We start from the raw sequence: 13,890 nt of genomic DNA on the forward strand, positions 1-13,890 counted from the left end.
TCACTGAACTCAGGAGCTTTCGATGGACGCCTCCCGCGAACATTACATCCTCAAGATCACCTGCCCGGCGGCGTCCGGGATTGTCGCCGCGATCAGCGCGTGCCTGGCCCGACAGCAGTGCTACATCAGCGAGCTGGCGCAGTTCGACGATGAGTTCACCGGGCAGTTTTTCATGCGCGCGGTGTTCCGTTTCAACGCCGGCGTGAGCGGCGACATCGGCGCCCTGCGCGAAGGCTTGGGTGACCTGGCCGGTGGCTTCGACATGCACTGGCAGTTGTTCAGCTCGCGCCAACCGACCCGCGTGCTGCTGATGGTCAGCAAGTTCGACCATTGCCTCACCGACCTGCTCTACCGCCACCGCAAGGGCGAGATGGACATGCACATCACCGCCGTGGTCTCCAACCACCTGGACCTGCGGGCGATGGCCGAACGCGAAGGCATCCGCTTCATCTACTTGCCGATCACCCAGGACACCAAGGCCGGCCAGGAAGCCGAGCTGATGCGCATCGTCGAAGACACCCAGACCGACCTGGTGGTGCTTGCGCGCTACATGCAGATCCTGTCCGACGGCCTGTGCCAGCAACTGTCGGGCCGGGCGATCAATATCCATCACTCGTTCCTCCCAGGGTTCAAGGGCGCCAAGCCGTATCACCAGGCCTATGACCGCGGCGTCAAGCTGATCGGCGCCACCGCCCACTACGTCACCAGCGACCTGGATGAGGGCCCGATCATCGAGCAGGAAATCCAGCGCGTCGACCATACCCACCTGCCCGACTCGCTGGTCGCCATCGGCCGTGACACCGAAACCGTGGCCCTTTCCAAAGCCCTGAAATACCACCTGGAACACCGGGTGTTCATCAACCAGGACAAGACAGTGATCTTTCGCTGAAACCTTCAGGAGGCACGCTCATGACCCTACGTGTTGCAATCATCGGTGCCGGCCCATGCGGCCTGGCGCAACTTCGCGCGTTCCAGTCGGCCCGCGACAAAGGCGCCGCCATCCCTGAGCTGGTGTGCTTCGAAAAACAGCAGGACTGGGGCGGCATGTGGAACTACACCTGGCGCACCGGCCTCGACGAGAACGGCGAGCCGGTGCACGGCAGCATGTACCGCTACCTGTGGTCCAACGGCCCCAAGGAATGCCTGGAGTTCGCCGACTACACCTTCGAAGAGCATTTCGGCCGGCCCATCGGTTCCTACCCGCCGCGCGAAGTGCTGTGGGACTACATCAAGGGCCGCGTGGAAAAGGCCGGCGTGCGCGACTACATCCGCTTCAACAATGTGGTGCGCCAAGTCACCTTCGACGAACAGAGCCAGCGCTTCACCCTCTACGCCCACGACTACACCAGCGACACCTTGACCTGTGAAGAATTCGACTACGTGATCAACGCCTGCGGCCACTTCTCCACGCCCAAGGTGCCGTACTTCGAAGGCTTCGAACAGTTCGCCGGGCGCATCCTGCATGCCCACGATTTCCGCGAGGCGCTGGAGTTCAAGGACAAGGACCTGCTGATCGTCGGCAGCAGCTATTCGGCCGAGGACATCGGCTCGCAATGCTACAAATACGGCGCGCGCAGCATCACCAGTTGCTACCGCAGCGCGCCCATGGGCTATGCCTGGCCGGATAACTGGGAAGAAAAACCACTGCTCCAGCGCCTGGAAAACAACCGCGCGTACTTTGTCGACGGCAGCAGCAAGCACATCGACGCGGTAATTCTGTGCACCGGCTACAAGCACCACTTCCCGTTCCTGCCCGATGAACTGAGCCTCAAGACCGACAACCGCCTGTGGCCGATGAACCTCTACAAGGGCGTGTTCTGGGAACCCAACCCCCGCCTGATCTACCTCGGCATGCAGGACCAGTGGTACTCCTTCAACATGTTCGACGCCCAGGCCTGGTATGCCCGCGACGTGATCCTCGGGCGCATTCAGTTGCCCGGCCACGCCGACATGGTCGCCGACAGCCAGGCGTGGCACGCACGGGAACAGGACCTGGAAACCAACCAGCAGATGTTCGAATACCAGGGCGCCTATATCCAGCAACTGGTGGACGCCACCGACTACCCGAATTTCGACATCGCCGCCATCAACGAAACCTTCCTGCACTGGAAGCACGACAAGGCGGAAAACATCATGGGCTATCGCGACAAGTCCTATCGCTCGCTGATGACCGGCACCCAGTCGCCGCCGCACCACACGCCGTGGTTGCAGGCGCTGGATGACTCGATGGCGGCTTACCTGGGCGAGCCCGCGACGCCCATCAAGTCGGTCGGCTGATGATGAATGCACCGCGTGTTTCCCATCCCCGCGAACCCGGGCTGTTTGCCCGCGCGCCGAACCTGGAACGCTACCGCGTGGCCGCCGGCGGCGTGACCCTGGTCGACTTGCAGCCCGGCGACGGCCTGCAAGTGATCGACGTCGAAGGCCGGCAAAACTGCGCACTGCTGGCCCTCGACGCCGGTGGCCGCAGCGCCCTGGCGAGCTGGGGGCTGAGCGGGTCAACGGCGTGCTGCGTGCCTGGGCGTATCGGCCAGGCGCTCCAGCGGCGCGGCATCGACGCCCAGGCATTGCCGCTGGCGGCCTCGCTTTGGGACACCGACAGCCCGCCCGGCCACAGCCGGCAGTTTGTCGCCGAGGACGCGCTGCTGGTAATCGTCGCCGCCCCCGCCGAGGCCACCGCCGTGGACCGGCAATACCGGCCCAGCGAGCTGCGTCTGATAGTGACGCGGGCCAATCCGTCGCCGCTGCTGCTGCCGGCCCTGCCCGAGCCGTTGGGCGATGTACTCGACGAATTCACCCTGCGCGCGGGCACGGCCCACGGCTACACCGTCGCCAAAGGGCAGTACATCCAGGTGCTGGACGTCGCGGGCCGCCAGTGTTCGGACTTCGTCGCCCTCGACCGGCGCGCCCTGGATCGCGGCGTCGAGCTGGATCTGGACCAGACCGTCACGCGCACCCTGAACGGCAGCGCCTACCCGGCACCGGGGCTGTTTTCGAAGTTTTTCGACCGCCATATGCAACCGATGCTGGAGGTGGTGCAAGACACGGTCGGGCGCCACGATTCGTTCGCCCTGGCCTGCGCGGCGCGCTACTACGAAACCCATGGCTATTTCGGGCACGACAACTGCAGCGACAACCTCAGCCGCGTCCTCGCCCCCCATGGCGTGCAGGCGCGCAACGGCTGGCCGGCGATCAATTTCTTCTTCAACACCGGTATCGATGCGCACCAGCAGATGACCCTGGATGAACCCTGGTCACGGCCCGGCGATTACGTGCTGCTGCGGGCCATGACCGACCTGCTGTGTGGCAGTACCTCGTGCCCGGATGACATTGACCCGGCCAATGGCTGGAACCCGACCGACATCCATGTCCGCATCTACAGCGAGAAGGAGCGTTTTTCCATCGCCATGAGCACTCGAACCACGGCGGATGCCGACCCGATCCTCACCCGTGAGTCCGCGTTTCACTCACGTACCCGCGCCCTCACCGGCAGCTTCACCGACTACCGCAATTGGTGGCTGCCGCTGCGCTATGACGGTTACGGCGTCACCGAGGAATACCTCGGTTGCCGCGAACGGGTGGCGGTGATGGACCTGACCGCCCTGCGCAAATTCGAAATCATCGGCCCCGACGCCGAAGCCCTGTTGCAGTACTGCCTGACCCGCGACATACGCCGCCTGGCGGTGGGCCAGGTGGTGTATTCGGCGATGTGCCACGCCCACGGCGGCATGCTCGACGACGGTACCCTGCTGCGCCTGGGCCCGGACAACTTCCGCTGGATCTGCGGCGAAGACTACGCCGGCGTGTGGTTGCGCGAGCAGGCAGAGAAACTGGGCATGAAGGTGTGGGTCAAGTCCGCCAGCGAGCAGATTCACAACCTGGCGGTGCAGGGGCCGCTGAGTCGCGAGCTGCTCCAGCAGATGGTCTGGACTCCGCCCACGCAACCGAGTGTGGAAACCCTCGGCTGGTTTCGCTTCCTGGTGGGTCGGCTGGACGGTTTCGACGGCTGCCCGTTGATGATTTCGCGCACCGGCTACACCGGCGAACTGGGCTTTGAGGTGTGGTGCCAGCCCGAAGACGCCGAACGGGTCTGGGACCGCATCTGGCAACTCGGCCAACCCTTGGGGCTGGTGCCCCTGGGCCTGGAAGCCCTGGACCTGCTGCGCATCGAAGCCGGGCTGATTTTCGCCGGCTACGAGTTCAGCGACCAGACCGATCCGTTCGAGGCCGGTATCGGTTTCAGCGTGCCGCTCAAGAGCAAGACCGATGACTTTATCGGTCGCGACGCCCTGCTGCGGCGCAGCGCCCACCCCAGCCACAAGCTGGTCGGCCTGCACCTGAGCGGCAACGAGACCGCCCACCATGGCGACCCGGTGTACCAGGGCCGGGCCCAGGTCGGGGTGATCACCAGTGCCTGCCGCTCACCACTGCTGGCCAGCACTATCGCGTTGTGCCGGGTCGATGTGAGCTGCGCCGAGCCCGGCACTGAACTTGAGATTGGCAAAGTCGATGGCCTGCAGAAGCGCATCAGCGCCACGGTCAGCGCAGCGATTTTCTACGACCCGGACAAAAGCCGGGTGCGTAGCTGATCGTCCCGAAACGTGTGTGCCACCCCATTTTGACTGCCCCAACCTAACCGCTATTCAGACATGGGAATACGAAGATGGAAGCGACGACGTTCGAGGCTGTACCGCAGGCTGCCGGCTCGGTGGGCAGCCTGCACCGCAAGATCGACTGGCGCGGGGCCTTCTGGGTCGCCAGTGGCGTGCCCGCGCTGGTGTTGTTCTCCATCGGTGCGATTGCCGCCACGGTGGGCAAACCGGCATGGATCGTGTGGATCGTGTGGATCGTGTCGATCCTGTTCGGGTTTATCCAGGCCTTCACCTATGCCGAGATCGCCGGGCTGTTCCCGCACAAATCCGGCGGCGCCTCGGTGTACGGCGCGGTGGCGTGGGTGCGCTACAGCAAGCTGATCGCACCGGTGTCGGTGTGGTGCAACTGGCTGGCCTGGTCGCCGGTGCTGTCCATCGGTTCGGGGCTGGCGGCGGGGTATATCCTCACGGCGCTGTTTCCCGCCGATGCGTTGATCAACACCTGGCAATTGACCCTGCTGGACCTGGGCTGGGTGAAAAGCGGCCTGTCGTTGCGCATCAACGCGACGTTCGCCATTGGTTTGTTGATTTTGCTCACGGTGTTTGCCGTGCAGCACGGCGGCATCCTGCGGTCGGCACGCCTGACTCTGGTGCTCGGCGTCACCTCGTTGATTCCGCTGCTGCTGGTGGGCGTGGTGCCGTTGTTCACCGGGGATGCGACCCAGGCCAACTTCCTGCCGCTGTACCCCCTGGCCCATGACGCGGCCGGGCAAGTCATCGATGGGCCGTGGGATATGTCCGGCTGGTCACTGATGGCCGGTGGGCTGTTCATGGCGGCGTGGTCCACCTACGGCTTTGAAACGGCGGTGTGCTACACCCGCGAATTCAAGGACCCCAAGCGCGACACCTTCAAGGCGATCTTCTACGCCGGCCTGCTGTGCATCCTGGTGTTCACCCTGGTGCCGCTGGCGTTCCAAGGCAGCCTCGGGCTGGGCCAACTGGTGACGCCGGCGGTGCTCGATGCCAGTGGCGCAATCGTGACGCCCGCGGTGTACAGCGGCCTGCTCTCGCCGGCGATCTACAGCGGCATGGGCGTTGGCCAGGTGATGGCCGACAGCATCGGCGGCGGCAAGGTGGTGGCCAATATCGTATTGATCATGCTGGTGCTGGCGACGTTGCTGGCGATCATGACCTCGATGTCCGGTTCGTCGCGCACCCTGTACCAGGCCTCGGTGGATGGCTGGTTGCCCAAGTACCTGGGGCGCACCAACGAACATGGCGCGCCAACAGCGGCAATGTGGACCGACCTGTCGTTCAACCTGCTGCTGTTGCTGATGTCGGACTACGTGTTCGTGCTTGCGGCGTCCAATGTCAGCTACATCATCTTCAACTTCCTCAACCTCAATGCCGGCTGGATCCACCGCCTGGACCGCCCCGACTGGGTGCGCCCGTACAAAGCCCCCACCGTGCTGCTGGCGGCCGGCGCCGTGCTGAGCTTCGTCAACCTGGCCTGCATGGGTCTGGGCGCGGACATCTGGGGCGCAGGCACGCTGGTCACCGGTTTGCTGCTGGCGCTGCTGATCCTGCCGGTGTTCTGCTACCGCCACTATGTACAGGACAAGGGCCGCTTCCCCGCCGCCATGCTCACTGACCTGTATATCCAGGCCGATGACGGCCAGCGCCGCGCCGGCTGGCTGCCCTATGCCACGCTGGTCGCCGGTGTGCTGGTGGTGTATGCCTGCCATCAACTGGTAGCCTGAGCCTTCCGGCCTGCCTATGGCTGAGGGATTTAGATCCTTCAGCCTTTATTCCCCCAGACAACGGTGACGCTTTTGACCAGCTCTCTGCCCACGCCTGCCCGCGATATCGACGGCAAGGCCATCTCTGCCCAGGTGCTCGACGAGGTTCGCGAAGAGGTCCTGCTGCTTGCCTCACAACAAATCTACCCGGCCCTGGCGGTATTGCTGGTGGGCGATGACCCGGCCAGCCACGTCTACGTGCGCAATAAACTGCTGCGGGCCAAGGACGTCGGGATTCGCTCCCTGGAATACCGGCTGCCGGAGGATGCCAGCCAGGCGCAGGTGCTCGACCTGCTTGCCCAGTTGAATGCCGATGCGACGGTCAACGGCATCCTGGTGCAGTTGCCGCTGCCAGCGCATATCGACGAAGCGGCAGTGATCCACGCGATCGACCCGATCAAGGACGTGGATGGCTTCCACCGCGAAAACGTCGGTGGCCTGGTGCAAGGCATCGAAGTGCTCACGCCCTGCACGCCCAGCGGCTGCATGCGCCTGCTGCACGAAACCTGCGGCGACTTGAGCGGCTTGCACGCGGTGGTGATCGGTCGTTCGAACATTGTCGGCAAACCCATGGCAACCCTGCTGCTGCAGGCCAACTGCTCGGTCAGCGTGGTGCACTCGCGCAGCGTCGATGCACCGGCGCTGTGCCGTTTGGCCGACATCGTCGTCGCCGCCGTAGGCCGGCCGCAGTTGATCGATGCCAGTTGGCTCAAGCCCGGCGCAGTGGTCATTGATGTGGGGATCAACCGCATCACCACCGAGACCGGCACGCGGTTGGTGGGGGATGTGGATTACGCCAGCGCACGCACCGTAGCCAGCGCGATCACACCGGTGCCCGGCGGTGTGGGGCCGATGACGATTGCCTACCTGCTGAAGAACACCCTGGTGGCGAGCCAGCTGCAACGCAGCAAGGCAAATGCGGGAGGGAACTTGCCCCCGATGGCCGTGGCTCAGCTACAACCCAGCTGACTGGCAGACCGCTGTCGGCGCATAGGTATCCACACGGTAACCACGATGCGAAGCGAGCCGCTCCTGCTCTTGCTGTAGATCTTGCTGTAGATCTTGATCTTGATCTTGATCTCTGGCGCCCCGTTAACCACGTTGGCCGTAATCCGATAGTGATTTGGGGGGTAAACCGGCAGGGATGCCGGTTTAGCCGCCCCGCGCCATGGATGGCGCGTGGCGGCGGCCCCCCGAATCACTGTCGGATTACGGGCACACCGAGCCTGGGCGAGGTGCCGAGTGGTGGGGCGAGGACTTTTTGCTTACTTTTGGGTCCCTCCAAAAGTGAGTCGCTGTAAGAGCGAAACCATAAGCAGCCGTTACCGCAGCAACGGATATGTACTCGATCTGATCCAACATCCTGGTCGGCTGTCAGGCCGCCATCGGGGGCAAGCCCCCTCCCACATTTCAGTCCCGGGGCACCCGTTAGAGAGTCGTCGGCTCCCCAGCCGCCACGGGGCAAGTCGAATCGTCGCACCCCCCTCCCACATTTTGAGCTGCGTTTACTCAGGGGAATGATCAGTGGTTGTAGGCCCGCTCATTATGCTCGGCCAGGTCCAGCCCCATCTCCTCCACCGACTCATGGGCACGCAAGCCGACCAGGGCATTGACCCCCTTGAGGATGATCCAACTGATCACAAAACAGTACACCGTAGTCAGCAGCACCCCCTTGAGCTGGGCAACCACCTGCCCGCCCATGGTCACACCTTCCACCAGGCCCCCCATGGACGGTACACAGAACACACCGGTCAACACCGCGCCAATCATCCCGCCGATGCCGTGCAGGCCGAACACGTCGAGGCTGTCGTCGTAGCCGAAACGGCGCTTCAACACCGTCACGCTCAAATAACAGAACACCCCGCACAGCAAGCCGATGGCCAACGCACCGCCGACGCCCACGTAGGCACACGCCGGGGTGATCCCCACCAGACCGGCCAACGCGCCGCTGGCCAGGCCGAGGGCACTGGGCTTGCCGACCTTGAACCACTCGGTGAACATCCAGCCCAGGATCCCGGCGCAGGCGCCCAACTGAGTGTTGAGCATGACGATGCCCGAGGTGCCGCTGAGGCCGCCACCGGAGCCGATATTGAAGCCGAACCAGCCGACCCAGAGCATCGCCGCGCCAGCCATGGTCAGGCTGAGGTTATGCGCCGGCATCGGCGTGTTCTGGTAGCCCTTGCGCTTGCCGAGGATCAGGCACGCAGCGAGCGCGGCCACACCGGCATTGATGTGCACGGCGGTGCCGCCGGCAAAGTCGAGCACGCCCCAGTTATGCATCAAGGCCCCCGAACCGCCCCAGACCATATGCGCCACCGGGGCATAGACCAGGGTGAACCAGAGGGCCATGAACAGCAGCGCCGCCGAGAATTTCATGCGTTCGGCAAAGGCGCCGGCGATCAGGGCCGGGGTGATGATGGCGAAGGTCATCTGGAAGGTCACGAACACCCCTTCCGGAATATCCCCCACCAGACTCTCCGGGGTCATGCCCGCCAGGAAGGCGCGGCTCAGGCCGCCGACAAAACTGTTGAAGGTCACCTGCCCTTCGACCATGCCGGTGGTGTCGACCACCATGCTGTAGCCGTAGATCACCCACAGCACGCCCACCAGGCCGGCGATGCCGAAGCACTGGGTGAACAGCGAGAGCATGTTTTTCGCACGGACCAGGCCACCGTAGAACAACGCGAGCCCCGGCAAGCACATGAACAGCACCAGCACGGCGGCGGTGACCATCCAGGCGGTGCTGCCGGTGTTCAAGGTGGGGGCGTCGGCGGCCTGGGCCAAGGGTGCAAAGGCACTGGCCACCAATAAACCGAAGAGGGATTTGCCGAGAAGACGATTGACCATGTTCAAAGCTCCTGCAAAAGAAATGGGAAGTACCTGGGTGTAGTGAGCGGGCTTGCCCCGCGCTGGGCGCGAAGCCGCCCGTAAACCAACCGCCGCATTTCTACCTCAATGAATGCGGCGGCTTTATTGGGGTGGCTTCGCCACCCGGCGCGGGGCAAGCCCGCTCACTACAGAGGCCCGCTAGTAACCGGAACCTGGCACCCAACTGGTCCCCGCCAGCGGCACCCGGGCCATGGCGGCCGATTCCACTGTCAGCGCCACCAGGTCCTCGGGGTCGAGGTTGTGCAGGTGCGATTTGCCGCACGCACGGGCCATGGTCTGCGCCTCCAGCACCATCACCCGCAGGTAGTTGGCCAACCGCCGCCCGCCTTCCACCGGGTCGAGGCGCTTGGACAGCTCCGGGTCCTGGGTGGTGATGCCGGCCGGGTCGCGGCCGTTCTGCCAGTCGTCGTAGAAGCCGGCGGCCGAGCCGATTTTTTTCAGTTCCGCGTCCAGCCGTGGGTGGTTGTCGCCCAGGGCAATCAGCGCCGCCGTGCCGATGGCGACCGCATCCGCGCCCATCGCCATGGCCTTGGCGACATCGGCACCGTTGCGGATCCCGCCCGAGACGATCAACTGGACCTTGCGGTGCATGCCCATCTCTTGCAAAGCCTGTACCGCTTGCGGGATGGCCGACAAAATCGGGATGCCCACATGCTCGATAAACACTTCCTGGGTCGCGGCAGTACCGCCTTGCATGCCATCAAGCACGATCACATCGGCACCGGCCTTGACCGCCAGCTTCACGTCGTAATACGGCCGGCTCGCGCCGATTTTCACGTAGATCGGTTTTTCCCAATCGGTGATTTCGCGCAGCTCGGCAATCTTGATCGCCAGGTCGTCGGGGCCGGTCCAGTCCGGGTGGCGGCAGGCGCTGCGCTGGTCCACGCCGATGGGCAAGGTGCGCATGCCGGCCACACGCTCGGTGACTTTCATGCCGAGCAACATGCCGCCGCCGCCGGGCTTGGCGCCCTGGCCGAGGACGATCTCGATGGCGTCGGCCTTGCGCAAATCATCCGGGTTCATGCCGTAGCGCGACGGCAGGTACTGATACACCAGGTGCTGGGACTGGCCGCGCTCTTCCGGGGTCATGCCACCGTCACCGGTGGTGGTGCTGGTGCCGGCGATGGTCGCGCCACGGCCCAGGGCTTCCTTGGCATTCGCCGACAACGCCCCGAAGCTCATGCCGGCGATGGTCACCGGGATCTTCAGGTGGATCGGCTTCTTGGCGAAGCGGTTGCCGAGGATCACATCGGTGCCGCACTTCTCGCGATAGCCTTCCAGCGGGTAGCGCGACACGCTGGCGCCGAGCAGCAGCAAGTCATCGAAGTGCGGCAGCTTGCGCTTGGTGCCGCCACCGCGAATGTCGTAGATGCCGGTTTCGGCGGCACGCTGGATTTCCTGGATGGTCAGGCGGTCGAAGGTGGCCGACTCGCGCAGGACCGGAGGGGTTTGTTCAGTCATGGTGGAGCTCCTGATCAGTACGCGGAGGCGTTATCGACTTTGAAGTTGTACAGCTGACGGGCCGAGCCGTAGCGCTTGAAATCCGCCGCCTGGTGGGCGAAACCGGCGCGGTCGAGCAGCTCCTGCAACTCTTGCAGGTGCTCGCTGCGCATCTCTTTTTCGACGCAGTCCGAGCCCAGGGACTCCACCGTGCCTTTCACGTAGATATGGGTTTCGTACAGCGAATCCCCCAGCGCATCGCCGGCGTCGCCGCACACCACCAGGCGCCCGGCCTGGCCCATGAAGCAGCTCATATGGCCAATGCTGCCGCCGACGACGATGTCGATGCCCTTCATGGAAATCCCGCAACGCGCGCCCGCATCGCCCTCGATCACCAGCAGACCGCCATGGGCCGTGGCCCCGGCCGCCTGGGACGCGCTGCCTTTGACGCGCACCGAGCCGGACATCATGTTCTCGGCGCAGCCCACGCCGACATTGCCGTGCACGGTGATCGAGGCCTGCTGGTTCATGCCCGCGCAGTAGTAGCCGGCGTGGCCCTCGATATCGATGGACACAGCCTGGTTCACCCCCACCGCGAGGTTGTGCTTGCCGTTGGAATGGGTCACGCGCCACTCGTTGTCGATGGCCTGGGCGTGCAGCGCCTGGTTGAGGTCACGCACGGTGGCGGTGGAAAGATCGATGGTTTTCATGTGTGCGCTCCTTAAGCTGACGGGCGTTCCCAGATGTACAACGTGGCCGGTGCCGGCTCCCAGATCCGCGCGTTCTCGATGCCCGGCAGGCTCGACAGCGCCTGGTACTCGGAGGCCATGGCGACGTAGTCGTCGGTCTCGGCCAAGATCGCCGGCTTGCACGCAATCGGGTCGCGGATCACCGCAAAGCCGTTGCGCGTGCCGATGGCGAAGGTGAAGAAGCCGTCGAGGTCTTCCAGGGAATGGTCCAGCGCTTCTTTGAGCGAGTCGCCCTGTTGCAGGCGCCAGGTCAGGTAGCCGGCGGCGACTTCGGTGTCGTTGTCGGTTTCGAAGTGGATGCCTTCGCGCTTGAGTTCCTGGCGCAGGCGAAAGTGGTTGGACAGCGAGCCGTTGTGCACCAGGCACAGGTCGGCGCCGGTGGAGAACGGGTGGCTGCCTTCCATGGTCACCGCGCTTTCGGTGGCCATGCGGGTGTGGCCGATGATGTGGCTGCCCTGCATGTTTGCCAGGCCGAAGCGTTGGGAAATTTCCTGGGGCAGGCCCATGCCCTTGAGGATCTCGATGCTCTGCCCGGCGCTCATGATGCGCACGCTCGGCGCCAGTTCGGCCAGGGCCAGGCGCACCGGGGTTTCGTCGGCGTGGATCTTCAATACGGCGGCGCTGGCGTTCTGGAACCAGTCCAGGGAACAGCCGAGGCGCCCTTCCAGCTCGCCCATCAAGCCTTTCCAATCGAAGGCTTCGGTGGTGGCTTGCAGGGTCAGCTTGACCCAGCCATCGGCGACTTCATCGCCGTAGATGGCGAAACCGGCGCTGTCCGGGCCACGGTCGGTCATGGCTTGCAGCATGGGTTCAAACAGCTGGCCGAGCTGGGGTTCCAGCTGCGGATTCTTCAGGTACAGGCCTACGATTCCACACATAACAAGTCTCCGTCACACGGTGTCAGAAAAATTCGGTATAGCGCTGGATTTCCCAGTCGCTCACATGGCGGCTGTACTCCACCCACTCCATGCGCTTGAGCTTGATGAACTCGCCCACGATCTGCGGGCCGAGCATTTCGGCGAACAGCGCGTCGGCTTCCAGCGCGTCGCAGGCTTCCTTGAGGGATTGCGGCAGGGTCTTGATGCCGCGCTCGGCGATCTGCTCGAGGCTCAGGCTGTAGAGGTTTTCGTTGCAGACGTGGTCGATTTCCAGCTGGCGATCGATACCGTCCAGGCCCGCGGCGATGATCGCGGCGCTGACCAGGTAGGGGTTGCAGCCGGCATCCGGCAGGCGGAACTCCAGGCGGCCATACGGCACGCGCACCATGGCCGAGCGGTTGTTGGCGCCAAACGCAATAAAGGCCGGGGCCCAGGTGGCGCCGGACAACGAGTTGCCGACCACCAGGCGCTTGTAGGAGTTGACCGTGGGCGCGGCGAACGCACACAGCGCCGGGCCATGGGCGAGCAAGCCGGCGGCGAAGTGATAGGCGAGTTTCGACAGGCCCATGCCGCTCGGGTCGCTGGCGTCATGGAACAGGTTTTTGTTCTCGGCGCTGCTGATCGACAGGTGAAAGTGCATGCCGTTGCCGGCGCGTTTCGGGTCGGGCTTGGGCATGAAGGAGCAGATCATGCCCAAGTCATTGGCGATCTCGCCGGCGGCCATGCGGAAGAAGGTGAAACGGTCGGCGGAGGTCAAGGCGTCGCTGTAGGTGTAATTGATCTCGAACTGGCCGTTGGCGTCCTCGTGGTCGATTTGATAGACCTCGAAATCCACCGCCTGCAAGGCTTCGGTCAAGCGCTCGAGGAACACCCGCGAACGCGACAGGCCCTTGTAGTCGTAGCAAGGCTTGTCGAGGTTGTCGCTGGGGTCCACCAGTTGCAGCTTGCCGTGTTCGTCGCGGCGCATCAGGTTGAACTCGGGCTCCAGGCCGGTGTTCAGCGTCCAGCCCTTGTCCTGCAGGCGCTGCACTTGTTGCTGCAACACGTAGCGGCTGTCGTAGGGATGAGGCTTGCCGTCGACATGCCCGACGCACACCACGCGCCCATAACCCGGCTGCCAGGGTACCGGGGTCAAGGTCGACAGATCGCCACGTGCCATGAAGTCCGGGCCATGGGGCTCCATGCCCATGCCACTGATGGCAAACCCGGCAAACCCCGCGCCCTCTTCGGCCACGGTCTTGAGCCCGCAGATGGGCACCGACTTGGTCTTGGCCGCACCGTGTATATCCACAAACTGCGCAAGCACGTATTTGATCCCGTGCTTGTCGATGATGCGCTGGGTTTCTGCTGGCAACATTGCGTGTCACTCCTCGCGAAAGGCAAAACCGTGTGGGTGGGCCTAGGCTGTCTTTTTATTCCTAAAAAGAAAGTTAGTTTCTCTACAGGAATGCAATACCCTTGCCAGAATCGCGATCGACACATCGAAGTGGGTGGAGCTGCGCTTTTGTGCTGTATATATGGGAAAATTCTTTTCCCCGCAGGA

General features: G+C 63.9%; 10 protein-coding genes. 5 read left to right on the plus strand and 5 right to left on the minus strand.

The features are described 5' to 3' along the window. Window positions 1–22: 22 nt before the first annotated feature. The 5 genes from purU (at window position 23) to folD (ending at window position 7,360) form a co-directional block, all read left to right on the plus strand. Window positions 23–889, plus strand: coding sequence for a formyltetrahydrofolate deformylase (gene purU, locus BM416_RS12655; protein WP_092488269.1), 867 nt, complete (start codon window positions 23–25; stop codon window positions 887–889). Between the two features lie 20 nt (window positions 890–909). Continuing rightward, on the plus strand, window positions 910–2,277 hold the full coding sequence (locus BM416_RS12660; protein ID WP_092488270.1) for an NAD(P)-binding domain-containing protein: 1,368 nt from the start codon (window positions 910–912) through the stop codon (window positions 2,275–2,277). A gap of 2 nt (window positions 2,278–2,279) precedes the next feature. Further along, window positions 2,280–4,589: a trimethylamine N-oxide demethylase gene (locus BM416_RS12665; protein ID WP_092488436.1), complete on the plus strand. Its 2,310-nt coding sequence runs from the start codon at window positions 2,280–2,282 to the stop codon at window positions 4,587–4,589. Between the two features lie 74 nt (window positions 4,590–4,663). After that, window positions 4,664–6,352: an APC family permease gene (locus BM416_RS12670; RefSeq protein ID WP_092488271.1), complete on the plus strand. Its 1,689-nt coding sequence runs from the start codon at window positions 4,664–4,666 to the stop codon at window positions 6,350–6,352. Between the two features lie 72 nt (window positions 6,353–6,424). Continuing rightward, window positions 6,425–7,360: a bifunctional methylenetetrahydrofolate dehydrogenase/methenyltetrahydrofolate cyclohydrolase FolD gene (folD, locus tag BM416_RS12675; RefSeq protein WP_092488272.1), complete on the plus strand. Its 936-nt coding sequence runs from the start codon at window positions 6,425–6,427 to the stop codon at window positions 7,358–7,360. Between the two features lie 552 nt (window positions 7,361–7,912). On the opposite strand, the gene BM416_RS12680 is transcribed toward folD, so the two are convergent. The 5 genes from BM416_RS12680 to glnT form a co-directional block, all read right to left on the minus strand. Beyond that, entirely contained in the window at window positions 7,913–9,238 is a 1,326-nt protein-coding gene (locus tag BM416_RS12680; RefSeq protein ID WP_092488273.1) for an ammonium transporter, read from the minus strand. A gap of 180 nt (window positions 9,239–9,418) precedes the next feature. Further along, a complete protein-coding gene (locus tag BM416_RS12685; protein WP_027603581.1) occupies window positions 9,419–10,741 on the minus strand; it encodes an FMN-binding glutamate synthase family protein in 1,323 nt (440 codons plus the stop codon). Window positions 10,742–10,755: 14 nt separating this feature from the next. Continuing rightward, window positions 10,756–11,430: a GltB/FmdC/FwdC-like GXGXG domain-containing protein gene (locus BM416_RS12690; RefSeq protein ID WP_027603580.1), complete on the minus strand. Its 675-nt coding sequence runs from the start codon at window positions 11,428–11,430 to the stop codon at window positions 10,756–10,758. Window positions 11,431–11,441: 11 nt separating this feature from the next. Continuing rightward, on the minus strand, window positions 11,442–12,347 hold the full coding sequence (locus BM416_RS12695; protein WP_065925860.1) for a class II glutamine amidotransferase: 906 nt from the start codon (window positions 12,345–12,347) through the stop codon (window positions 11,442–11,444). A 22-nt stretch (window positions 12,348–12,369) separates the two neighbouring features. Continuing rightward, window positions 12,370–13,704, minus strand: coding sequence for a type III glutamate--ammonia ligase (gene glnT / locus BM416_RS12700; protein WP_092488274.1), 1,335 nt, complete (start codon window positions 13,702–13,704; stop codon window positions 12,370–12,372). Window positions 13,705–13,890 lie beyond the last annotated feature (186 nt).

Source organism: Pseudomonas sp. NFACC42-2 (assembly GCF_900116055.1).
In the GTDB taxonomy this organism is placed as follows: Bacteria; Pseudomonadota; Gammaproteobacteria; order Pseudomonadales; family Pseudomonadaceae; genus Aquipseudomonas; species Aquipseudomonas marginalis.

Coding starts and splice junctions, on each gene's coding strand:
- BM416_RS12685 (WP_027603581.1), bottom strand. CDS start 10,741: ATGACTGAACAAACCCCTCCGGTCCTGCGCGAGTCGGCCACCTTCGAC.
- purU (WP_092488269.1), top strand. CDS start 23: ATGGACGCCTCCCGCGAACATTACATCCTCAAGATCACCTGCCCGGCG.
- BM416_RS12695 (WP_065925860.1), bottom strand. CDS start 12,347: ATGTGTGGAATCGTAGGCCTGTACCTGAAGAATCCGCAGCTGGAACCC.
- glnT (WP_092488274.1), bottom strand. CDS start 13,704: ATGTTGCCAGCAGAAACCCAGCGCATCATCGACAAGCACGGGATCAAA.
- BM416_RS12680 (WP_092488273.1), bottom strand. CDS start 9,238: ATGGTCAATCGTCTTCTCGGCAAATCCCTCTTCGGTTTATTGGTGGCC.
- BM416_RS12690 (WP_027603580.1), bottom strand. CDS start 11,430: ATGAAAACCATCGATCTTTCCACCGCCACCGTGCGTGACCTCAACCAG.
- BM416_RS12670 (WP_092488271.1), top strand. CDS start 4,664: ATGGAAGCGACGACGTTCGAGGCTGTACCGCAGGCTGCCGGCTCGGTG.
- BM416_RS12665 (WP_092488436.1), top strand. CDS start 2,280: ATGAATGCACCGCGTGTTTCCCATCCCCGCGAACCCGGGCTGTTTGCC.
- BM416_RS12660 (WP_092488270.1), top strand. CDS start 910: ATGACCCTACGTGTTGCAATCATCGGTGCCGGCCCATGCGGCCTGGCG.